The following is a 21,368-nucleotide window of genomic DNA, read 5'->3' as shown; positions in this document are numbered from 1 at the left end:
CGTGGCCGCGATCTGCGTGTTCTGCGCCTCGTCCCGGACCCTCGACGCCCGCTGGCTGGAGCTGGCCACCGAGACCGGCGCGGAACTGGCCCGGCGTGGGCACACGCTGGTCAGCGGCGGCGGCTGCGTCGGGATGATGGGCGCGCTGGCCGACGGGGCGCGGGCGGGCGGCGGCCGTACCCTCGGGGTGATCCCGCAGTCCCTGGTCGACCTGGAGGTCGCCGACCTGGCCGCCGACGAGCTACTGGTCACCGACACCATGGCGAGCCGCAAGACCCTGATGATCGACAAATCGGACGCGTTCCTCACCCTGCCCGGCGGTCTCGGCACCCTGGACGAGCTCTTCGAGGTGTGGACCACCGCCACGCTCGCCCTGCACGACAAGCCGATGGTGCTCGTCGACGCCGACGGCTTCTACCGCCCGCTGCTCGACTGGCTGCACACCCTGGCCGACCAGCACTTCCTCAAGCCCGCCGGCCGAGACCTCCTGATGGTGGCCCCCACGGTCGGCGAAGCCCTCGACCTCCTGGACACCCGCCTCACCTGACCCACCGGGCTGCCCCCACCGGGCTGCCCCCACCGGGTCGATCATGAAGTTGACGGCGAAGTCAATCTCCGTTGGTGCCGTCAACCTCATGATCGACGTGAGCTGGGGCGCGTCGGCGGCGGTGGGAGGTTTCGGGTGTCGTAGGGGCGTGGTGGGATGTCGGTGGTGCAGGCGTATCGGTTGGTGCGTCGGCCCGGCGCGGTGGGGACGGGGGTCGCCCACGACGCCGGGGCGGGGCAGGGGGGTGGTCGGTCCGACGGGCCGGCCCATGCGGAGCCGCGGGCTGGGGGGTCGGCGGGCGATGCCGCGCACCCGCAGCCGGGCGGCGGCACGGCAGCGGGCGATGCCGGGCACCCACGACCCGGCAGCACCCCGGACCGGTGGCGGCCGGACCCGGTGCAGGCCGAGGTCGTCGCGCACACCGACGGGCCGATGCTGGTCCTCGGCGGCCCGGGCACCGGCAAGACGAGCACCCTGGTCGAGGCGGTCACCGCCCGGGTGGCCGAGGGCGTCGACCCCGAGCACGTCCTGGTGCTCACCTTCGGCCGGCGGGGCGCCACCGACCTGCGCCACCGGATCGAGGCGCGGATCGCCGGCGAGCCACCGGCGGTGGGCGGCACGGCACCGCCTGCCCCGGCCGCCCGGGTGGTCCGCGAACCGCTGGTGCGCACCTTCCCGGCGTACGCGTTCGGCCTGCTCCGCCGGGCCGCCGCCGAGCGGGGCGAGCCCTCGCCCCGGCTGCTCACCGGCCCCGAACAGGACCTGATCATCCGCGAGCTGCTGGACGTGGTGGGCGAGGAGCCCGACGCCGACCCGGTCGGCTGGCCGGAGGACATGCGCCCCGCGCTCCGCACGCGCGCCTTCGCCCAACAGCTCCGCGACCTGCTGATGCGCGCCGCCGAGCGGGGCGTCGGTCCGATCGAGCTGGCCCGCCTCGGCGAGAAGTTGGGCCGCGCCGACTGGCCGGCCGCCGCCCGCTTCCTCCGCGAGTACGTCGCCGTCCTCGCGCTGCGCGACGTCGGCAACCGGGGTTCGATCGCGTACGACCCGGCGGAACTCGTCCGGGCCGCCACCGGGATGCTGCGCGACGACCCGGAGCTGCTGGCGGCCGAGCGCCGCCGGCTGGCCCACGTCTACGTCGACGAGCTGGCCGATACCGACCCGGCCCAGCTCGAACTGCTGCACGTCCTCGCCGGGGGCGGCAAGTCCCTGGTCGCCTTCGCCGACCCGGACTCCTCCACGTACGCCTTCCGCGGCGCCGATCCGGCCGGGGTGACCGCCTTCCCGCACCGGTTCCGCACCGCCTCCGGGGCACCCGCCGCCCAGGTCCTGCTGACCACCTCCTACCGGGCCGGCCCGGAGCTGCTGGCGGCGACCGCCCGGCTGGCCCGCCGGCTGCGCGGCCCGGCGGCGCACCGGCGGCTGCGCCCGCTGCCCGACGCCCGGCCCGGCGCCGTCGAGGTGCGCACCTTCCGCTCGGCCACCAGCGAATCCGCCTGGCTGGCCCACGCCCTGCGCGAGGCCCACCTGCTCGACGGGGTGCCCTGGTCGCGGATGGCGGTGCTGGTCCGCTCCACCGGGCGGCAGCTGCCGTCGCTGCGCCGGGCCCTGCACACCGCCGGGGTGCCCACCGTGGTGCACGGCGAGGACCTGCCGCTGCACCTCCAGCCGGCGGTGGCGCCGCTGCTGCTCCTGCTCCGCTGCGCCCTCGAACCCGACCGGCTCGACGAGGAGTCGGCCGTCGCGCTGCTGCACTCGCCGCTCGGCGGCGCCGACCCGCTCGCCGAGCGGCGGCTGCGCCAGGGGCTGCGCGCGCTCGCGCTGGCCGCCGGGGACCGTCGCCCCTCCGGCGAGCTGATCGTGGAGGCGCTGCGCGACCCGGCCGAGCTGGCCGCCGTGGAGCGGCGCTGGGCCGCGCCCGCGCAGGCCGTGGCGCAGTTGCTGGAGACCGCCCGGCAGGCCGCCGCCGCCCCGGGCGGCACCGTCGAGGACGTGCTCTGGGCGGTGTGGCGGGACAGCGGCCTGGCCGAGCGCTGGGCCGGGGCGATCACCCGGGGCCGGACGGCCACCGGCGAGCACGAGACCGCGCAGCGCTGGCGGGCCGAGGCCGCCGACCGCGACCTCGACGCCGTACTGGTGCTCTTCGACGCGGCGGCCCGGTTCACCGACCGGTTGCCCGGTGCCCGGACCGAGGTCTTCCTCGACCACGTGCTCGGCCAGGACCTGCCGGCCGACACCCTCGCCGCCAGCGCCGACCGGGGCGAGGCGGTCCGCCTGCTCACCGCGCACGCCGCCAAGGGCCTGGAGTGGGACCTGGTCGCGATCGCCGGGGTGCAGGAGGGCGTCTGGCCGGACCTGCGGCTGCGCGGCAGCCTGCTCGGCTCGGAGCGGCTGGTCGACGTGCTCGCCGGGCGTGCCGACGGGGCCGGGGTACGGGCCAGCCTGGTCGGGCAGACCTCGGCGCTGCTGGACGAGGAGCGCCGGCTCTTCCACGTCGCGGTCAGCCGCGCCCGGCACCGGCTGCTGGTCAGCGCGGTCGCTTCCGCCGCGGTCGGCGGCGACGACCACGAGGAGCAGCCGAGCCGCTTCCTGCACGAGCTGGCCGCCGGTGAACCGCCCGCCATCGGCGGGGGCGGCAGCGCCCCGGCCGGCCCGGACGGGTCCGGCCCGGACCGGAGCGGACCGGACCGGAGTGGGCCGGACCGGAGCGGACCGGACCGGAGTGGGCCGGACCGGAGCGGCCCGGACCGGAGTGGGCCGGACCGGAGTGGCCCGGACCGGAGTCGGCCGGACGGGCCGGTGCCGGTCCGGGACGAGCACGGGCAGGACCCGACGCCGACCGTGCTGCCGGTCACCCTGCCGCCGCGCGGGCTCACCCTCTCCGCGCTGGTCGCGGAGCTGCGTACCGCCGTGGTCGACCCGGCCGCACCGGTCACCCGGCGGCGCGCGGCGGCCGCCGAGCTGGCCCGCCTGGCCGCCGCCGGGGTGGCCGGCGCGCACCCGGACGACTGGTGGGGGCTGCGCGGCCTCTCCGACGACCGGCCCCTGGTCGACCCCGGCGAGCCGGTCCGGGTCACCCCGTCGGCGATGGAGAGCGCGCTCCGGTGCAGCCTGCGGTGGCTGCTGGAGCGGCACGGCGGTAGCCCGCCGGCCAGCGCGGCGCAGGGCGTGGGCAACCTGGTGCACGCGGCCGCGATGCTGGCCGAGGACGCCACCGTCGACCGGACCACCCTGCTGGAGTACGTGGCCGCCCGGTTCGACGCGATCGAACTGGCCGCCCGCTGGATGGTCGGCCCGGAACGGCAGCGCGCCGAGGCGATGGTGGACAAGCTGCTGCGCTGGCTGGCCGGGAACCCCCGCCGGCTGCTCGCCATCGAGCACGAGTTCGCGGTCCGGCTCGACGACCCGGCCCGGCCGGTCGAGCTGACCGGCCGGGTGGACCGGCTGGAGGTCGACGCGGACGGCCGGCTCGTGGTGATCGACCTGAAGACCGGCAAGTCGACCGCCGTCACCGAGCGGGAGGTCGCCGAGCACCCGCAGCTCGGCGCGTACCAGGCGGCGGTGGAGGCGGGCGCGTTCGGCGAGTTCGGCGACGAGCCCGGCGGCGCCGCGCTGGTGCAGCTCGGCACCGGGGCCAGGGACGCCAAGGAACAGAGCCAGGCGGCGGCCGGGGAGGGACCGGAGGCCGGCTGGGCCACCGCGCTGGTCCGGCGGACCGCCGACACCATGGCCGCCGCCACCTTCGCCGCGGTCGCCAACTCGAAGTGCCGGGTCTGCCCGGTCCGCAGCAGCTGCCCGGTCTCCGGGCAGGGCCGCCAGGTCGTCGAACCCCCGCCGGAGCAGCCGTGAGCCAGCCCACCCTGTTCGGCGCCGCCACCACCCCCGCGCCGCGCGCCGCCGACGCCGGCCCCCGGTACACGCCGGTCGAGCTGGCGAAACTGCTGCGGCTGCCGGCCCCCACCCGGGAGCAGGCGGCGATCATCGCGGCCCCGGTCGAGCCGCTGCTGGTGGTCGCGGGCGCCGGCTCGGGCAAGACCGAGACGATGGCCGCCCGGGTGGTCTGGCTGGTGGCCAACCAGTACGTCCGCCCCGAGCAGATACTCGGCCTCACCTTCACCCGCAAGGCCGCCGGTGAGCTGGCCCACCGGGTCCGGACCCGGCTGGACCAGCTCGTCCGGCGACTCGGCCGGCAGGCCCGCGACCGGCAGGACGATCCGCTGGCCGGCGAGCCGACCGTCTCCACCTACCACTCGTACGCCGGGCGGATCGTCACCGAGCACGGGCTGCGCGCCGGGTACGAGCCGACCACCCGGCTGCTCACCGAGGCGTCCCGCTGGCAGCTCGTGGACCTGCTGGTGCGCAACTACGACGGGGACATGTCCGAGGTGGACCGGATGCCCAGCACCGTCACCGACGCGGTGCTGGCGCTCGCCGGGGAGCTGGACGAGCACCTCGTCGACCCGGACGAGCTGGCCGCCTGGACCGGCCGGTTCTTCGCCGATGTGCAGTCCCGCCCCGGCCGGGTCTACGCGGACGTGAAGAAGGCACTCCAGCTCCAGCGGACCCGGCTGAAGCTGCTGCCGCTGGTCCGCGCGTACGCCCGGCGCAAGGACGACTTCGAGGCGATGGACTTCGCCGACCAGCTCGCCCGGGCCGCCCGGGTGGCCCGGGACCACCCGGGCGTCGGCGTGATCGAGCGGGACCGCTTCCGGGTGGTGCTGCTCGACGAGTACCAGGACACCAGCCACGCCCAGGTGGTGCTGCTCAACGCGCTGTTCGGCGGCGGGCACCCGGTCACCGCGGTGGGGGACCCCTGCCAGTCCATCTACGGCTGGCGGGGGGCCAGCGCCGGCACGCTGGACCGGTTCCCCACCGAGTTCGCGCACGCCGACGGCACCCCCGCCGAGGTGCTGAGTCTGACCACCAGCTGGCGTAACCGGCCGGAGATCCTCGGGGTCGCCAACGCGCTCTCGGTGCCGCTGCGCGCGGCCGGCGCCCGGGTGCCCGAGCTGCACGCCGCGCTCAGCGTCCGGGAGCCGATCCCGCACCGCAGCCCGCACGGCCGGGCCGCCGGCACCGTGCACTGCGCTCTGCTGGAGACGTACGCCGACGAGGCCGAGTGGATCGCCGACAGCGTGCTGGCGGCCTGGCGGGGCGCGGCGGGCCTGCCCGGCGCGCTGCCCGAGCACATCCCGGTGCCGCGCCGCCCCACCACCGCCGTGCTGGTCCGGCTGCGCAGCCAGATCCCGGCGATCGAGTCGGCGCTGCGGGCCCGTGGCCTGCCGGTCGAGGTGGTCGGGCTGGGCGGCCTGCTGGACACCCCCGAGGTCCGCGACGTGGTCTGCACCCTGCGGGTGCTCGCCGACCCGACCGACGGGGCGGCGCTGCTGCGGCTGCTCACCGGGGCCCGCTGGCGGATCGGGCCGCGCGACCTGGTGGCCCTGCACCGGCGGGCCCGGGCCATCGCGCGGTCCCGCCGCGAGCTGACCGGCGACGAGGGGCCGGAGATCATTGTGGACGCCCTCGACGAGGCGACGCTGGTCGAGGCGCTGGCCGACCTGGGGCCCGCGCAGGCGTACTCGGCGGAGGGATACGTGCGGTTGCGCGCGTACGGGATGGAGCTGGCGCTGCTGCGCTACCGGCTCGACCAGTCCCTGCCGGAGTTGATCGCGGACATCGAGCGCACCACCGGCCTGGACGTCGAGGTGGCGGTACGGGCCGGCCGGGACGGCACCGGTGACGCCGGGCTGGCCCGGGGGCACCTAGACGCGCTCGGCGACGTCGCGGCCCGGTTCAGCGGCGAGACGCCCGGGGCCACGCTGGCCGGTTTCCTCGCCTACCTGGCCGCCGCCGAGGACGAGGAGCGCGGTCTCACCCCCGGCGAGGTCGAGGTGGTGGAGGGAGCGGTGCAGATCCTCACCGCGCACGCGGCCAAGGGCCTGGAGTGGGACGTGGTGGCGGTGGCCGGGCTGACCCGGGGGGTGTGGCCGGGCCCGGTGCGCAACTCCGACCACTGGCTGGGTGGGCTCGGCGTGCTGCCGTTCCCGCTGCGCGGCGACGTCGACGGGCTGCCCGAGCTCGGCCTGGCCGACGCGGCGGACCAGCGCGCGGTGGCCCGGGCGGTGGAGGACTTCACCGACGCCTGGCGGGCCCACGACGAGCGGGAGGAGCGCCGGCTCGCGTACGTGGCGGTGACCCGGCCGCGCCGGCTGCTGCTCTGCTCCGGCTACTGGTGGGGCGAGGGGACGAAGCGGTTCCGGGGTCCCTCGGTCTTCCTGCGCGAGGTGCACGACGCCTGCCTCGACGGGGTGGCCGGGCACCTGGTCGACGAGTGGGCACCGGAGCCGGCCGGCGACGCGGTCAACCCGACCACCGAGCAGGTGCTCCGGGCCGAGTGGCCGGCCGACCCGCTGGGCGCGCGCCGGCCGGCGCTGGCGGAGGCCGCCGGCCTGGTCCGCCGGTACCTGGCCGACCCCGAGGCGGCCCGCCGCGAGGCGGCCCTCCTCGCCGCCGCCCGGAACGGTGGCCCCGGCCCGGCGGGGGAGACCGGCCCCGGCCCGGCCCGGGAGACCGGCCCCGGCCCGGCCCGGGAGACCGGCCCCGGCCCGGCCCGGGACGCCGGTCCCGGATCCGTGCCGGCGGAGGTGGCGGCGGTCCCGGACGCCGATCCCGAGGTGGCCCGGTGGCGGCGGGAGGCCGACCTGCTCCTCGCCGAACGTGCCGAGCTGCTGCGCGGGGCGGAGGCGGTCGACGTGGAGCTGCCCGGGCACCTGTCGGTGACCCAGCTGGTGGCGCTGCGCCGCGACCCGGAGGCGCTGGCCCGGCAGCTGCGCCGCCCGATGCCCACCGAGCCCAGCCCGTACGCGCGGCGGGGCACCGCCTTCCACGCCTGGCTGGAGCAGCGCTTCGGCGCCGACCGGCTGCTCGACGTGGACGAGCTGCCCGGCGCCGCCGACGAGGACGCCGCGCCGGACGAGGCGCTCACCGAGCTCCAGGAGCGCTTCCTGGCCAGCGAGTGGGCCGAGCGGGTGCCGGTGGAGGTCGAGGTGCCCTTCGCCACGGTGCTCGCCGGCGTGGTGGTCCGCGGCCGGATGGACGCCGTCTTCGCCCGCCCCGGGGGGCGCTACGACGTGGTCGACTGGAAGACCGGCCGCCGCCCCGCCGGCCGGGAGGCCGACGCCGCCGCCGTGCAGCTCGCCGTCTACCGGCTGGCCTGGGCCGAGCTGGCCGGGGTGCCGGTGGAGCGGGTCGGGGCGGCGTTCCACTACGTCCGCGACGGGGTGACCGTCCGGCCGGCGGACCTGCTCGACGCCGCCGGGCTGGTCGAGTTGGTGGCCGGCGTACCGGAAATCACCCGGGGGGAGACCGGACGGGCGCATCCGTGATACGTTGACTTCGTTGCAGTTTTGGTTTCCAGAGACTCTGTGTGCGCCTGGCGGATTGTGGCCCCAGGCGCTCTTTGTTGTGTCCGGAGTTCTCCGGGCGGGGCGACCAGCAGCGACAGGTGTGCCGTGCACTGCGGCACGCTCCCTTCGGGCCCGCAACAGGTGCGGGTTCGACGTTCCGTCAAGGAGACGAAACAAATGGCTATTGGCACCGTCAAGTGGTTCAACGCGGACAAGGGCTTCGGCTTCATCACCCCGGACGGCGGCGGCGCTGACGTCTTCGCCCACTTCTCCGCGATCCAGACCTCCGGCTACCGGAGCCTGGACGAGAACCAGCGGGTCGAGTTCGAGGTGACCCAGGGCCAGAAGGGCCCGCAGGCGGAGAACATCCGTCCGCTCTGATCTTCGGATCTCCCGGTAACACCCTCCGCGCCCTCCGGGCGCGGTGACGGGACCGGTCCGCCGCGCCGCCCCCCGCTCCGGCGGGACGTGGCGTGCTGCGGCGGACCGGCCTGTACCCCATCGGTTCGTGCTTGTGAGTCCCGGCGGACGAGTCCCCCGGTGACAGCGCCTCTCGGCGCCCTCCCTCGACACGTGCCGCGTCGAGGAAGGCCATTCCGCATGACCATGACCATTCCCAGCTTCGCCGCCACCGGCCTGGCTCCGGCGCTGGTCGCCGAGCTGACCGCGCAGGGCATCACCGAGCCGTTCCCGATCCAGGCGGCCACCCTGCCCGACTCGCTGGCCGGCCGGGACGTGCTCGGCCGGGGTCGCACCGGCTCCGGCAAGACCCTCGCCTTCGGGCTCCCCCTGCTCTCCCGCACCGCCGGTCGGCGGGCCCGCCCCGGCCGGCCGCTCGCGCTGGTGCTGGTGCCGACCCGGGAACTGGCGCAGCAGGTGACCACCGCGCTGGCCCCGTACGCGAAGGCCCTCGGGCTGCGCTGCGCCACCGTGGTCGGCGGCCTCTCGCTCCAGCGGCAGGCGGACGCGCTGCGGGCCGGCGCCGAGGTGGTCGTGGCCACCCCCGGACGCCTGCACGACCTGATCAACCGCGGTGACGCCCGGCTCGGCGAGGTCGCCGTCACCGTCCTGGACGAGGCCGACCAGATGGCCGACATGGGCTTCCTGCCGCAGGTCACCAAACTGCTGGAGCAGGTCGCCCCGGACGGGCAGCGGATGCTCTTCTCCGCCACCCTGGACGGCGGCGTGGACCGGCTGGTCCGCCGCTTCCTGACCGACCCGGTCTCGCACTCGGTGGACCCGGGCACCGCCACGGTGACCGCGATGACCCACCACGTGCTGCACGTCGAGGCGGCCGACAAGCCCACCGCGCTGACCCGGATCGCCGCCCGCGAGGGCCGCACCATCCTGTTCATGGGCACCAAGCACCGCGCCGACCGGCTGGCCCGGCAACTGCTCGCCAAGGGGGTACGCGCCGCGGCGCTGCACGGCGGGAAGTCGCAGCCGCAGCGCACCCGCATCCTGGAGCAGTTCCGCACCGGCCAGGTGACCGCGCTGGTCGCCACCGACGTGGCGGCGCGCGGCATCCACGTGGACGGGCTCGACATGGTGGTCAACGTCGACCCGCCGACCGAGGCCAAGGACTACCTGCACCGGGGCGGCCGGACCGCCCGGGCCGGGGAGTCGGGCACCGTGGTCACGCTGGTCCTGCCCGAGCAGCGACGGGACGTCAGCCGGCTGATGAGTGTGGCCGGCATCCGGCCGCAGTCGACCCAGGTGCGGCTCGGCGACGAGGCGCTGGCCCGGGTGACCGGTGCCCGGGAGCCGTCCGGGGTGCCGGTGACCATCGTCGCCCCGCAGCCGGCGCAGCCCGCCCGTACCCGCAGCGGTGGCGGCGCGGCCGGTGGTGAGGGTGGCCGCTCGGCGCACCGCACCTCGGGTCGCTCCCGCCGCCCGCGTCGCCCGCGCACCGCCTGACGCGAAAGGAGGGGCCCCCTGTCAACGCCTCGCGTCGTACAGGGGGCCCCTCCTCACGCATGCGGCCTCGACTCGCCACCGGGGGTGACCGTGACGCGGGTCGAGTCGGGTTGCCGGCTGCGATGCGTCCGATCGGCGACTGCCTCCCGTCCCCGCCTGCTCGACGCTGTCCTCGGGGGGAAGAACCCGGCCCGGTGGGGCCGGGCACGGGAGGGGTGACCATGGCGGGCGATGCCGGCTCGGGGGCGCTGCGCGAGCTGCTCGTGGTATTCGCGGTGGCGGTCGCCGGGCTCCTGCTCGCCATGGTCGCGGCCTTCGCGCCGTGGCACCCCGCACCCGGCGCGGCGGTCCCCGCCGAGCTGGTCGGCCTGCACGCGCCGACCGGTCCGGGCGACCCGGCCGGCGACGGCCCGGGCTGACGGCGCCTCCGCGCGACCGTTGGTTCCGCGCGGCACCGATGACCCGGAGCCCGGGGCGGGTCGTGGCCGAGGGCCGCGGCGGTCAGCCGGTGGGCGCGCCGCTCTCCTGGGTCAGCAGGTCGGCCAGCGTGGTCCGGTCGACCACCAGGGCGATCGCCCCGTCGACCGCGAGCCAGACGTCGCGCAGCCCGGTGGCCACCCCGTGATAACCGATGCCCTGGGCGGGCAGTCCCCGGACGCTGGTCAGCGCCCCACCGACGGCCCGCAGGACGTCCCCGACGGAGATCTCCGTCGCCGGGCGGGTGAGGGCGTAGCCGCCGTCGGCGCCGCGGTGGCTGTGCAGCAGCCCGGCACGACGCAGGTCGAGCAGGATGCCCTGGAGGAAGCTGAGTGGGATGTCCTGGTTCTCGGCGAGCGCCGCCGCCTTGACCAGCTCGCCGCCGCCGGGGGACCCGGCCGCGGCGACGGCGAGCATGGCGCGGAGCGCGTAGTCGGCGCGTGCGGAGACGTACACGGGGTCAGTTGCCGGCCTGGTCCAGCACGCCCCAGCGGCGCCGGATCGCCTTGTCGGCCGCGCCGAACGCGGCGTCCACGACCAGGCCGACCACCAGAATGACGATCATGATGGACATCAGCCGGGGCGCGTCGGAGAAGTCCCGGGCATAGGTGAGCTGCGCGCCGATCGAGGTGCGCTCGGCGATGACCACCAGCAGCTCGCCGGCCATCAGACTGCGCCAGGCGAAGGCCCAGCCCTGCTTGAGGCCGGCCACGATGGCCGGTAGTGCGGCCGGCGCGATGACGTACCGGTAGAGGTTGAGGCCGCGGGCGCCCAGGTTGCGGCCGGCGCGGACCAGCAGCGGCGGCACGTAGTCGACGCCGTGGATGACGCCGTTGGCGACCGACGGGGCCGCGCCGAGCACCACCACGAAGAAGATGGCCTGCTCGCTGAGCTGGAACAGCAGGATGGCCAGCGGGAACCAGGCGATCGACGGCATCGTCTGCAACGCCGTGATCATCGAGCCGAGGGCGGCGCGGAGCACCTTCACCCGGGCCACCCCGAGGCCGAGCAGCAAGCCGACCGCGACGGCGGCGGCGAAACCGACCAGCGCCCGTCGCCCGGTGGTGGCCAGGCCCTCCCAGAGCGCGGAGCTGACCAGATACCGGCCGAGGTCCGCGAAGACCACGCCCGGCCCGGGCAGCGCCCAGGGGTCCTTCCAGCCGCTCCAGACCACGGCCTGCCAGATGGCGATCGCCAGCGCCAGCGCGGCGAACTTCGGCCAGGTGGCCGCCCAGACCCGGACCGCCCGCGACGGGGGCTTCTCGCGGCCGGCGATCTCCAGCCGGTCGAGACCGGAGATCTCGGCGTCGGTCCGCGTCGAACCGGCGAGGGTGTCACTGGCCATGCCGGCCCACCTCCTTGCGCAGCCGGTCGGTGATGTCGGCGGCGATCGCCGAGACCTCCGGCGAGTCGATCCGCCGGGGTCGCGGCACGTCCACCTCGGTGGCGTAGATGATCCGGCCGGGGCGGCTGGAGAGCAGGATGATCCGGTCGGCGAGCCGGGCCGCCTCCCGCACGTTGTGGGTCACGAAGAGCACGCTGAGCTTCCGCTCGGACCAGATCCGCTCCAGCTCGTCGTGCAGGATGTCGCGGGTCATCGCGTCGAGCGCGCCGAACGGCTCGTCCATCAGCAGCACCGGGGTGTCCAGGGCGAGGGTGCGGGCCAGCGCGACCCGTTGCCGCATGCCGCCGGAGAGCTGGTGCGGGCGCTTGCGGCCGAAGTCGGCCAGGTGGACCGTACGCAACAGCTCCGCGACCCGGGCCCGGCGCTCGGCCCGGGGCAGCCCGCGCAGCTTGAGCGGCACCTCGACGTTGCCCTCGACGGTGAGCCAGGGGAACAGGGCGGGTTCCTGGAACATCAGCCCGGGGTCGGCGCCCTCGCCCAGCTCGATCTGGCCGCCGCTGGCCCGGTCCAGCCCGGCGACCAGGTTGAGCAGCGTGCTCTTGCCGCAGCCGGACGCGCCGACGAGGCAGACGAACTCGCCCGGGGCGACGTCCAGCGACACCCCGTCCAGCGCCAGGACGGCCTGTTCGCCCTGGCCGTACACCTTGGTCACGCCGCGCAGCGCGACCGTGCCGGTCGCGCTGCGCGGGGTGGTCGTCGTGGCCGACGTCACGGCTGGCTGACCTCGGGCTTGCCCTGGGCCTTGAGCACCTCGTTGAGGTACTTCAGGTCGTAGAGGCCGTTCAGGTCGACCGGCTGGGTCAGTCCGACGGCGACCGCGTGGTCCAGGCCGGCCTTCAGCGAGGAGGCGATCGGGTCGTTGGTGAACTCCAGCGTCGGCCAGGCCTGCTTGATCAGCTTGACGTCCAGCGGCTTGCCGGTGATCTTGCTGATGTGGTCGGAGATGGCCTGCTGGGCCTCGTCCGGCTTGGTGTTCACGAACTCGTTCGCCGCGACCTGTCCCTCGACCAGCTTCTTCACCACGTCGGGGTGGGCCTTGAGGAACTTCGTGCTGACCAGCAGGTTGGTGATCACGAACTTCCGGTCCGGCCAGAGGTCCCGCTCGTCGACCAGAACCTTGCCGCCGGCGTTGACCAGGCGGGAGACGAACGGCTCGGGCACCCAGGCGCCGTCGATCGCGCCGCTGGTGAAGGTCTCCACCGTCTGCGGGTTCTCCTGCGGGACGACCTTCACGTCGCCGCCGCCCTCCTTGGTGGTCTGCAGGCCCTTCTCCTTGAGCCAGTAGCGCAGCGCCACGTCCTGGGTGTTGCCGAGCTGCGGGGTGGCGATCTTCTTGCCGCGCAGCTGCTCGGCCGAGGTGATGCCGGGCTTGACCACCAGGGCGACGCCGCCGGACGCCGCGCCGGAGACCACCCGGACCGCCTCCCCCTTGGACTTGGAGAAGGCGTTCACGGTCGGGTTCGGGCCGATGTACGTGGCGTCGAGCGCGCCGGAGAAGACCGCCTCGATGGCGGCCGGGCCGGCGTTGAAGGTCTTCGTCTCCAGCTTGACGCCGCTGCCGAGCTTCTCTTCGAAGATCTTCTTCTCCACGCCGACGACGGCCGGCGCGTGGGTGATGTTCGGGAAGTAGCCCAGCCGCAGGGTCACCGGACCGGTCGCGTCGGCCTTGTCGGTGTCGTCACCGCAGGCGGCCGTGGTGCCCAGGGTGGCCGCGCCGACCACGGCGAGGGTGGCGAGGGAGACCAACCGACGGAAGGGGAGCCGTCTCATCAGAAGTCCAATCCACAGTATTCCTACTTAGTTGGTAGGAAGACTGGAGTAGGTGGCGAGCCGCGTCAAGGGTCATCCACGATCCGGGACGACCGACCTCGGGGTTCACGGCAATTCCCACCTGTTCGGTGGAGTTAGGCCCGCCGCGCGGCCGACCACCTGATCGGCCGCCGGACGTGCCGGGCCACAGCGCGGGTGCGGGCGGTGCCGACGCGTTAGGGTCGATCACGTGCCGACGCGGAGAGCGAAGATTCCAGCGACGAAGTACCCCGTCGAGCGGTTCACGCTCGACAACGGCCTGCGGGTGGTGCTCACCGCCGACCGCAGCGCCCCGGTGATCGGGGTGGCGGTGGTCTACGACGTCGGCATCCGGTCCGAACCCGAGGGCCGTACCGGTTTCGCCCACCTCTTCGAGCACCTGATGTTCCAGGGCTCCGAGAACCTGGAGAAGCTGGCCCACTTCCGGCACGTCCAGGGCGCCGGCGGCACCTTCAACGGCTCCACCCACCTCGACTACACCGACTACTTCGAGACGCTGCCCAGCAACGCCCTGGAACGGGCGCTGTTCCTGGAGGCCGACCGGATGCGCGGCCCCCGGCTGACCGAGGAGAACCTGCGCAACCAGGTCGACGTGGTCAAGGAGGAGATCCGGGTCAACGTGCTCAACCGGCCGTACGGCGGGTTCCCCTGGCTCACCCTGCCGCCGGTCATGTTCGACACCTTCCCCAACGCGCACGACGGCTACGGCTCCTTCGACGACCTGGAGTCGGCCACCGTGGCCGACGCCGCCGACTTCTTCCGCCGCTACTACGCCAGCGGCAACGCGGTCCTCGCGGTCAGCGGCGACATCGACGTGGCCGAGGCGACCACGCTGATCGAGCGGCACTTCGGGGACGTGCCGGCCCGCCCCGCCCCGGACCGGCCCGACTTCACCGAGCCCGACCTGACCGCCGAGCGGCGCACCTCGTACACCGACAAGCTGGCCCCGCTGCCGGCGGTGGCCAGCGCCTGGCGGGTGCCCGACCCGGTGACCGACTTCACCGGCTACCTGCCGTACGTGGTGCTCGCCGAGGTGCTCACCGACGGCGACGCGTCCCGGCTCGTCGAGCGGCTGGTCCAGCGCGACCGCACGGTCACCAGCGTCGGCGGCTACCTGGGCTTCATGGGCGATCCGTTCGACGTCCGCGACCCCACCGCGCTGCTGCTCCAGTCCCACCTGCCGCCCGGCGGCGACGTGGACAAGGTGCTGCGCACCGTCGACGAGGAACTGGACCGGCTCGCCACCGACGGGCTGACCGAGGGGGAGCTGGCCCGTACCCAGGCCCGGATGGCGACCCACCTGCTCCGGGACACCGACGCGGCGCTCGGCCGGGCGCTGCGGATGGCCGTGCTCGAACAGCAACGCGGCGAGCCCGGCCTGCTCAACGAGCTGCCCCGGCTGGTCGGCGAGGTGACCGAGGACGAGGTCCGCGCCGCCGCCGCCACCCTGCGGCCGGAGCGCCGCGCGTCCATCGAGGTCATCGCGGGAGGCATCCGATGAGCACGGCGACCGTGGCGACCGCCCCCCGGGCCCTGCCGCCGCTCGGCCCCAACCGGCGGCTCAAGCTGCCCAAGCAGGCCGAACGCACGCTCGGCAACGGGCTCACCGTGATCGCGGTACGCCGACCCGCCGTGCCGCTGGTCGAGCTGCGGCTCTGGATGCCGTTCGGGCGGACCCACCTGGCCCGGGGGGCGATGCTGGCGCAGACCATGCTCTCCGGCACGGCCACCCACACCGCCAACCAGATCGCCGCCGAGTTGCAGAAGGTCGGGGGCGGGCTCTCCGCCGGCGTCGACCCGGACCGGCTGATGCTCTCCGGCGCCGGCCTGGTCACCGGCCTGGACCGGATGCTGGAGCTGCTCGCCGACGTGCTGACCGGGGCCACCTACCCGGCCGACTGGGTCCAGACCGAACGGGACCGGCTGGTCGACCGGATCCAGGTCGCCCAGAGCCAGCCCGCCCACCTGGCCCGCACCGCGCTGCTCAAGCGGATCTACGGCCGGCACCCGTACGCGACGCAGACCCCCGACCCGGAGCAGGTCCGCGCCGTCCGGCCGCCCGCGCTGCGCAAGCTGCACGCCGAGCGGGTGCACCCGGCCGGCGCGGTGCTGGTGGTCGTCGGCGACGTGCAGCCCGACCGGGCCCTGGACGCGGCGGAGCGGGCGCTCGCCGGCTGGACCGGGGACGGCCACCCCGCCGAGCTGCCGCCCGCGCCACCGCTGGAGCCCGGCCCGCTGCTGCTGGTCGACCGGCCCGGCGCGGTGCAGTCCTCGCTGCGCCTCGCGCTGCCCGCGGTGCCCCGCACCCACCCCGACCACGCCGCGCTGCAACTGGCCAACCTGATCTTCGGCGGCTACTTCTCCTCCCGCTGGACGGAGAACATCCGGGAGGACAAGGGCTACACGTACGGGCCGCACTCGCTGGTCGAGCACTCGGTCGCCGGCTCGGTGCTGGTCGCCGCCGCCGAGGTGGCCACCGAGGTGACCGCCCCGGCGCTGCTGGAGACGGTCTACGAGCTGGGCCGGCTGGCCACCCTCGCACCCAAGCCGGAGGAGCTGGAGCAGGCCCGCCAGTACGCCCTCGGCACGCTCCAGCTCGGCATGTCCACCCAGGCCGGGCTCGCCTCGCTGACCAGCGCGTACGCCGGCAACGGGCTGCGCCTGGACTTCCTCGCCGAGCACGCCGCCCGGCTGGCGAAGGCGACCGTGGACGACGTGGCCGAGGCGGGGGCGCGCTACCTGGCCCCGGCGCGGGCGGTCACCGTGGTGCTCGGCGACGCCGAACGGATCGCCGGCCCGCTCGCCGCGGTGACCCCGGTACGGACGGAGTCGGCGTGAACGAGCGGACCGGTCGGCCCGGCACCGGGGCACGTCGCGCCGCCGGCCGGCGGGACGGGGCGTCGGCGTGACCGGCGAGACCGCGCCGCCGCTGGCCCGGGCCACGCTGGACCGGGCCGCGCACCGGCGGACCGACCCGGACTGGCTCGCCGAGGCGTGGGAGCGGGCCCGGGTGCTGGTGCTGGACTCGACCGACGACGGCCGGGCCCTGGTACGCGGCGCCACCGCCCCGCCGGAACTCGTGCTGATCGGCTCCGGCGAGCTGCCCGAGGTGCCCCGCTCGGTGCCGATGTTCCTCGGCGTGGAGCCGGACGGCGTACCGGTCTTCGCGGTGGACGCGGCCCTGCCCGAGCTGCCCGACGCCCGGCCGGTGAACCTGCGGGAGGTGGGCCACCTGCTCACCGACCGCGACGCCGGGCTCTTCACCACCGGGCTGGCCCTGCTCAACTGGCACCTGCGGCACCGGTACTCGGCGGCGAGCGGGCACTCCACCCAGGTCGACGAGGCCGGCTGGTCCCGGGTCGACGCCATGGGCCAGCGGATGTGGCCGCGCACCGACCCGGCGATGATCGTGCTGATCCACGACGGGGTGGACGGCCCGGACGGGCGCTGCCTGCTCGGCAACAACGCCACCTGGGCCCGCAGTCCGGGGCACCGGCGCTACTCCTGCCTCGCCGGCTACGTCGAGCCCGGGGAGTCGGCCGAGGCCGCGGTGCTCCGCGAGGTCCGCGAGGAGGTCGGCGTCGGGGTCGAGGAGATCGTGTACGCGGGCAGCCAGTCCTGGCCGTTCCCGGGCTCGCTGATGCTCGGCTTCCTGGCCCGGGCGGACGTCGACGAGCCGATCCGGGTCGACCCGGCGGAGATCGCGCACGCCCGCTGGTTCACCCGCCGCGAGATCGGCACCGCGCTGGCCGGCGAACCCGTCCTGGTGGACGGCGACGACCGGCTGGTCCTCCCGCCGCCCTCCTCGATCGCCCTCTTCCTGGTCCACCGCTGGCTCGACGGCCACTGCTGACCCACCCCACCCACCCCACCACCTCGCTAATTCACGGAAAGAGTTCTTATCCGCCCCGCCATAGCCACTCTTTCCGTGAATTAGCGTCCCTGGCGGGCGCGGGCGCGGGCGCGGGCGCGGGCGCGGGGCGGGTTGAGCAGGCCCCGGCCCGTGGCCGTCGTTGCCGCGACGGTCACGGGCCGGGGACAGGGGGCCGCCGTGGTCGGGTGAGGCGAGGAACGCGGCGGGGGAGCCGGTCCGACCACGGCGGACGTCAGGTGGGGATCAACTGCCGTCCCAGCGGTAGGGGTGCACCGGTTCCGGGTCCTCGATCGGCACCACCTTGACCCGGTGCCGCCCGGCGCGGACCGCCCCGACCGTGGCCAGTGCCCGGGCCAGCAGCAGCGCGGCTTCCCGGTCCTCGGCGTGGACGACCTGGCGGCGTGGCTCCGGCGCGGTGGTTTCGTCGCGCAGTCGACCACCGCCCGCCCAGACGGCGGCGAGGTCAGTCGCGGCGACGGCACGGATCTCGGTGCGGACGATCAGGAACCGCATGAGTGTCCTCCGGTACGGATGGACGGATACGCGCTGGAACTTCCACGTCACTCTTTCGACATGTTACGCCGCGTGGTCGTCCCAGCAAGTGAAACGCGATGATCGGTTCCGGCCGTCGTCCGATCGGGGGACCTCGGTTCGGCGGGGCTGTCGGGGGTGGACGAACGAAGGGGCCGCCGGCGTGCTGCCGACGGCCCCCGGGTGTGGCCGGATCAGTTCAGGTCGAACTGGCCGTTCTTCGCGCCGGCGATGAAGCCGAGCCAGCCGGCCCGGTTGAACAGCAGCACCGGCCCGCTCTGGTCCTTGCTGTCCCGCAGGGCCACGACCGCCGGCCCGGTACGCAGCGGCGCGACCTCCACGCAGTTCGAGGTCTGGCTCCGGGTGCTCTTGTGCCAGGCGGCACCGGCGAGCTGCTGCGCGAGGTCGGACGAGCTGTTGCGGATCTCGTTCATGGTTCTGCTCCTGGTGTGGAGTGCTCCGATGGGGACGAGTGACGCCGCACGCGGGACCGGAGCCCTGGCTGGGTCACCGGTCCGTGGTCAGCCGCCCCGAGTCCCGGCGGCGCTGGGCCGGCGCGGCTGCCGGCCCGAACGCCACTGTGGACTCGACTGCCGTGTCGGGCCGTCCCGTCGCCTGGAAGAGCCAGGAGAGGGTGTCCTCCGCGGAGAGCGCTGCCGAGCGTAGCCACTCGAACACCACTTTATAGCGATTTAGGGTGTTTACCTCGGTCGACATGACGTCGGTGAACCCACCTTCGATGGCCAGCGTCTCCGGATCGAGCGGATCGGCGAACCGGTAGACCGAGAAGGCGGTCGGCGGGAGGTACCAGTCCCCGACCGGGGTGTCGCGCAACAGCAGGTGCAGGGTGACGTTGGGCAGCATGGCCAGCTCGCAGAGGTGGACCAGCTGCGCGTGCAGCACGTCGGGCGGACCGGCCCGCCGGCCCAGCGCGGCCTCCTCCAGCACCGCCGTGTAGCGGGGCGCGTCCTGGCGGGTCAGCAGCTGCTGCTGGCGGGCCTGGCGGGCGCGTACCTCGGTCTCCGGGTCCTCGCCGCCCTCGGGGTCGCCGGCCTGCTCGGCGACCCGGGCCGCGGAGATGATCCGGTGCCGGGCGTAGCCGGCGGTCTGCAGCACTCCCGGGACCAGGACCGGGTTGTACTCGGAGATCTCCGAGCAGCCCGCCTCCAGCTCGGCGAAGCCGCGCTGCTGCTCGGTCATCACCGGGAAGTTCCGGAGCCAGCCGCGCATGTCGCCGGCCTCGTTGGTGATCGCCAGCAGCTCGGCGCACTGCTCCTCAGTCGCCTGGTAGAGGGCGAGCAGGACGGCGACGTCGTCCGGGTCGGGGCGGCTGCGGCCGTTCTCCAGTCGGGACAACTTGGACGCGGAGGCCCAGCCGATCCGCTCGATCACCTGATCGCCGGTCAGGCCGGCCTGCTCGCGCAGCTTGCGCAGCTCGGTGCCGAGCCTGCGGCGGCGCAGGATCGGGCCTGGTGCGGCAGGAGGCACGGTGTCCTCTTCTCCGTCGACCGCCGCGCGAGACGCGACGGTAACTGTATGAAATTCGCCCCCCACGGTCAGTATGGACGGCGCGACCGGCGTCGGAGGGACCGACGAGGGCGTGTCTTACGACAAAAAGAGGACTGTGGAGGGGTGCCCGACGTCCCGCACGAGGGGGTGCGGGCCCGGCGCCCCACCCCCACGCGCCCGCCTGCGGGCGTACCCCCGCCGGAGGAAACCCGATGCGCACCGTCCTGCGCCGCCCCGACTTCCGCCTGCTCTTCGTCGCCGTGCTGGCCAGCATGGCGGCCGAGTCCGTCCTGCTGCTGGCCCTCGCCGTCTGGGTGAAGGACCTGACCGGCTCGGACGGCCTGGCCGGCGCGACCATCTTCGCGATCATCGCGCCGATGACGCTGGCGCCGCTGGTCGGCTGGCTGGTCGACCGGTACCCCCGGCGGCCGTTCTTCGTGGCCGCCAACCTGGCCACCGCCGTGCTGCTCAGCCCGCTCTTCCTCGTCCGCGACCGGGCCGACGTCCGGATCGTCTACGTGGTGGCCGCGCTGTACGGCCTGTCGTACATCATGTTGAGCGCGGTGCTCAGCGGCCTGATCCGGCAGCTCGTGCCCAGCGAACTGCTGCCCGACGCGAACGGCGTGCTGCAGACCGTCCGGCAGGGGCTGCGGCTGGTCGGCCCGCTCGCCGGCGCCGCGCTCTACGCGGCCGTCGGTGGCTGGCTGCTGGTGGCGCTCGCGATGACCGGCTTCCTCACCGCCGCGGCGGTGGTCGGCCCACTCCGGGTCGCCGAGACCGGCGTACCGGCCGCCGATCCGCGCCGGCCCGGCGAGCTGGCGGCCGGGCTGCGGCACCTGGCCGGCGAGGCCGCGCTGCGTCGGGCGCTGCTCGGCTACGGGCTGGGCTCGCTGGTGATGGGCTTCACCGAGTCGCTGATCTTCGCGTACGTCGACCAGGGGCTGCACCGCGACGTCGCCTTCGTGGGCGTGCTGGTCACCGTGCAGGGGATCGGCGGGCTGGTCGGTGGGCTGCTCTCCGCGACCGTGGTCCGCCGGGTCGGCGAGGTGGGCGCGCTCGCGGCCGGGGTGACGCTGTTCGGGCCGGCCGCGCTGGCACTGGCGTACCCCCGGCTCTGGCTCGGGGTGCTGGCGCTGCTGCTGGCCGGGCTCTCCCTGCCGTTGACCATGGTCGGGCTGCACACGCTGATCCAGCGGCGTACCCCGTCCGGCCTGCTCGGCCGGGTCTCCGCCGCCTCGGACGCGCTGGTCAGCGGGCCGCAGGCGGTCTCCATCGGCACCGGCGCGCTACTCGTCGGGGTGCTCGACTACCGGCTGCTCTTCGTGCTGGTGGGGCTGGTCACCACCGCGGCCGGCGGCTACCTGTGGCACGGCCGCCGGCTCAGCCCGCCCACCCCGCCCACCCCGCCGGTCCGCCTCCCGCGCCCGCGCCGCGCCCCGACCGCCGCGCCGCCGGCCGCCGTCGAGCCCGAGGTGGTCGGCGCGCCCCCGCCGCCGGGGCCGGTGCCCTCCTGACCGACGCACGACAGCGGCCGGCCCCGACGTGGGGTCGGCCGCTCCCGAGGGGTACGCGGTGGCTCAGCCGAGGCTGGCGAGGTGCTGCTTGACCTGCGTGATCGACGGGTTGGTCAGGGCGCTGCCGTCGGTGAAGCGCAGCGTCGGGACGGTCTGGTTGCCCCCGTTGACGCTCATCACGAAGTCCGCGGCCTTCGGGTCCTGCTCGATGTCGACCACCTCGTAGGCGATGCCCTCCCGGTCGAGCTGCGACTTCAGCCGGTGGCAGTAGCCGCACCACGGGGTGGAATACATGGTCAACATGTGAAGATCCTCCAACGATCCTGTCCGGCGGCTCACGATCAAGCCAGGCTATCGGTGCAACGTCGGGGGAAGCTGG

At 74.9% G+C, this 21,368-nt stretch carries 18 protein-coding genes; 10 read left to right on the top strand and 8 right to left on the bottom strand.

The window, feature by feature from the left end:
• Window position 1: 1 nt before the first annotated feature.
• From GA0070611_RS18015 to GA0070611_RS31350, 6 genes are all read left to right on the top strand, one after another.
• A complete protein-coding gene (locus GA0070611_RS18015) occupies window positions 2–547 on the top strand; it encodes an LOG family protein (RefSeq protein ID WP_091665763.1) in 546 nt (181 codons plus the stop codon).
• Between the two features lie 165 nt (window positions 548–712).
• Complete coding sequence (locus GA0070611_RS18010; protein ID WP_407940444.1) at window positions 713–4,396, top strand: ATP-dependent helicase; 3,684 nt, start codon at window positions 713–715, stop codon at window positions 4,394–4,396.
• Window positions 4,393–7,932, top strand: a complete 3,540-nt coding sequence (locus tag GA0070611_RS18005; protein WP_091665757.1) for an ATP-dependent helicase — start codon at window positions 4,393–4,395, stop codon at window positions 7,930–7,932. The genes GA0070611_RS18010 and GA0070611_RS18005 overlap by 4 nt, the downstream gene beginning before the upstream one ends.
• 198 nt (window positions 7,933–8,130) lie before the next feature.
• Window positions 8,131–8,334, top strand: a complete 204-nt coding sequence (locus tag GA0070611_RS18000; RefSeq protein WP_067374184.1) for a cold-shock protein — start codon at window positions 8,131–8,133, stop codon at window positions 8,332–8,334.
• 219 nt (window positions 8,335–8,553) lie between these two features.
• Entirely contained in the window at window positions 8,554–9,870 is a 1,317-nt protein-coding gene (locus GA0070611_RS17995) for a DEAD/DEAH box helicase (RefSeq protein WP_091665755.1), read from the top strand.
• Window positions 9,871–10,091: 221 nt separating this feature from the next.
• On the top strand, window positions 10,092–10,289 hold the full coding sequence (locus tag GA0070611_RS31350) for a hypothetical protein (protein ID WP_167604384.1): 198 nt from the start codon (window positions 10,092–10,094) through the stop codon (window positions 10,287–10,289).
• Between the two features lie 82 nt (window positions 10,290–10,371).
• Here the strand turns inward: GA0070611_RS31350 and GA0070611_RS17990 are convergent, their stop codons facing one another.
• The 4 genes from GA0070611_RS17990 to GA0070611_RS17975 are packed head-to-tail and all read right to left on the bottom strand — an operon-like array spanning window position 10,372 to window position 13,522.
• Entirely contained in the window at window positions 10,372–10,803 is a 432-nt protein-coding gene (locus GA0070611_RS17990) for an RrF2 family transcriptional regulator (RefSeq protein WP_091665752.1), read from the bottom strand.
• Between the two features lie 4 nt (window positions 10,804–10,807).
• Window positions 10,808–11,692, bottom strand: a complete 885-nt coding sequence (locus tag GA0070611_RS17985) for an ABC transporter permease (protein ID WP_091665749.1) — start codon at window positions 11,690–11,692, stop codon at window positions 10,808–10,810.
• A complete protein-coding gene (locus tag GA0070611_RS17980; RefSeq protein WP_091665747.1) occupies window positions 11,682–12,464 on the bottom strand; it encodes an ABC transporter ATP-binding protein in 783 nt (260 codons plus the stop codon). The genes GA0070611_RS17985 and GA0070611_RS17980 overlap by 11 nt, the downstream gene beginning before the upstream one ends.
• The gene (locus tag GA0070611_RS17975; protein WP_091665745.1) at window positions 12,461–13,522 is read right to left on the bottom strand and encodes an ABC transporter substrate-binding protein; all 1,062 of its coding nucleotides are present in this window, start codon (window positions 13,520–13,522) and stop codon (window positions 12,461–12,463) included. The genes GA0070611_RS17980 and GA0070611_RS17975 overlap by 4 nt, the downstream gene beginning before the upstream one ends.
• Window positions 13,523–13,751: 229 nt before the next feature.
• Between GA0070611_RS17975 and GA0070611_RS17970 the strand changes: the two genes are divergently transcribed.
• The 3 genes from GA0070611_RS17970 to nudC all read left to right on the top strand — a co-directional run bounded on the left by GA0070611_RS17970 (window position 13,752) and on the right by nudC (window position 17,414).
• Window positions 13,752–15,062 carry a M16 family metallopeptidase gene (locus GA0070611_RS17970; RefSeq protein WP_091665743.1) on the top strand — a complete coding sequence of 437 codons (1,311 nt, stop codon included), beginning with the start codon at window positions 13,752–13,754 and terminating at the stop codon, window positions 15,060–15,062.
• Complete coding sequence (locus tag GA0070611_RS17965; protein ID WP_091665740.1) at window positions 15,059–16,399, top strand: M16 family metallopeptidase; 1,341 nt, start codon at window positions 15,059–15,061, stop codon at window positions 16,397–16,399. The genes GA0070611_RS17970 and GA0070611_RS17965 overlap by 4 nt, the downstream gene beginning before the upstream one ends.
• 67 nt (window positions 16,400–16,466) lie before the next feature.
• Window positions 16,467–17,414, top strand: a complete 948-nt coding sequence (nudC, locus tag GA0070611_RS17960) for an NAD(+) diphosphatase (RefSeq protein WP_091665738.1) — start codon at window positions 16,467–16,469, stop codon at window positions 17,412–17,414.
• Between the two features lie 264 nt (window positions 17,415–17,678).
• Here the strand turns inward: nudC and GA0070611_RS17955 are convergent, their stop codons facing one another.
• The 3 genes from GA0070611_RS17955 to GA0070611_RS17945 form a co-directional block, all read right to left on the bottom strand.
• Window positions 17,679–17,948 carry a hypothetical protein gene (locus GA0070611_RS17955; RefSeq protein WP_091665735.1) on the bottom strand — a complete coding sequence of 90 codons (270 nt, stop codon included), beginning with the start codon at window positions 17,946–17,948 and terminating at the stop codon, window positions 17,679–17,681.
• Window positions 17,949–18,160: 212 nt separating this feature from the next.
• Window positions 18,161–18,400 carry a DUF397 domain-containing protein gene (locus GA0070611_RS17950; RefSeq protein WP_091665732.1) on the bottom strand — a complete coding sequence of 80 codons (240 nt, stop codon included), beginning with the start codon at window positions 18,398–18,400 and terminating at the stop codon, window positions 18,161–18,163.
• 73 nt (window positions 18,401–18,473) lie between these two features.
• On the bottom strand, window positions 18,474–19,454 hold the full coding sequence (locus tag GA0070611_RS17945; protein ID WP_091665729.1) for a helix-turn-helix domain-containing protein: 981 nt from the start codon (window positions 19,452–19,454) through the stop codon (window positions 18,474–18,476).
• A gap of 233 nt (window positions 19,455–19,687) precedes the next feature.
• Between GA0070611_RS17945 and GA0070611_RS17940 the strand changes: the two genes are divergently transcribed.
• Window positions 19,688–20,989 (top strand): MFS transporter, encoded by a 1,302-nt coding sequence (locus tag GA0070611_RS17940; RefSeq protein WP_091665727.1) that lies wholly within the window; start codon window positions 19,688–19,690, stop codon window positions 20,987–20,989.
• 63 nt (window positions 20,990–21,052) lie between these two features.
• On the opposite strand, the gene GA0070611_RS17935 is transcribed toward GA0070611_RS17940, so the two are convergent.
• Window positions 21,053–21,292: a mycoredoxin gene (locus GA0070611_RS17935; RefSeq protein WP_091665725.1), complete on the bottom strand. Its 240-nt coding sequence runs from the start codon at window positions 21,290–21,292 to the stop codon at window positions 21,053–21,055.
• Between the last annotated feature and the right edge of the window lie 76 nt (window positions 21,293–21,368).

Origin of the sequence: Micromonospora auratinigra, assembly GCF_900089595.1 — a bacterium.
Taxonomy (GTDB): Bacteria; Actinomycetota; Actinomycetes; order Mycobacteriales; family Micromonosporaceae; genus Micromonospora; species Micromonospora auratinigra.
Note: the sequence above shows the minus strand (reverse complement) of the source record. Positions and strands in the feature narration are given on the sequence as shown.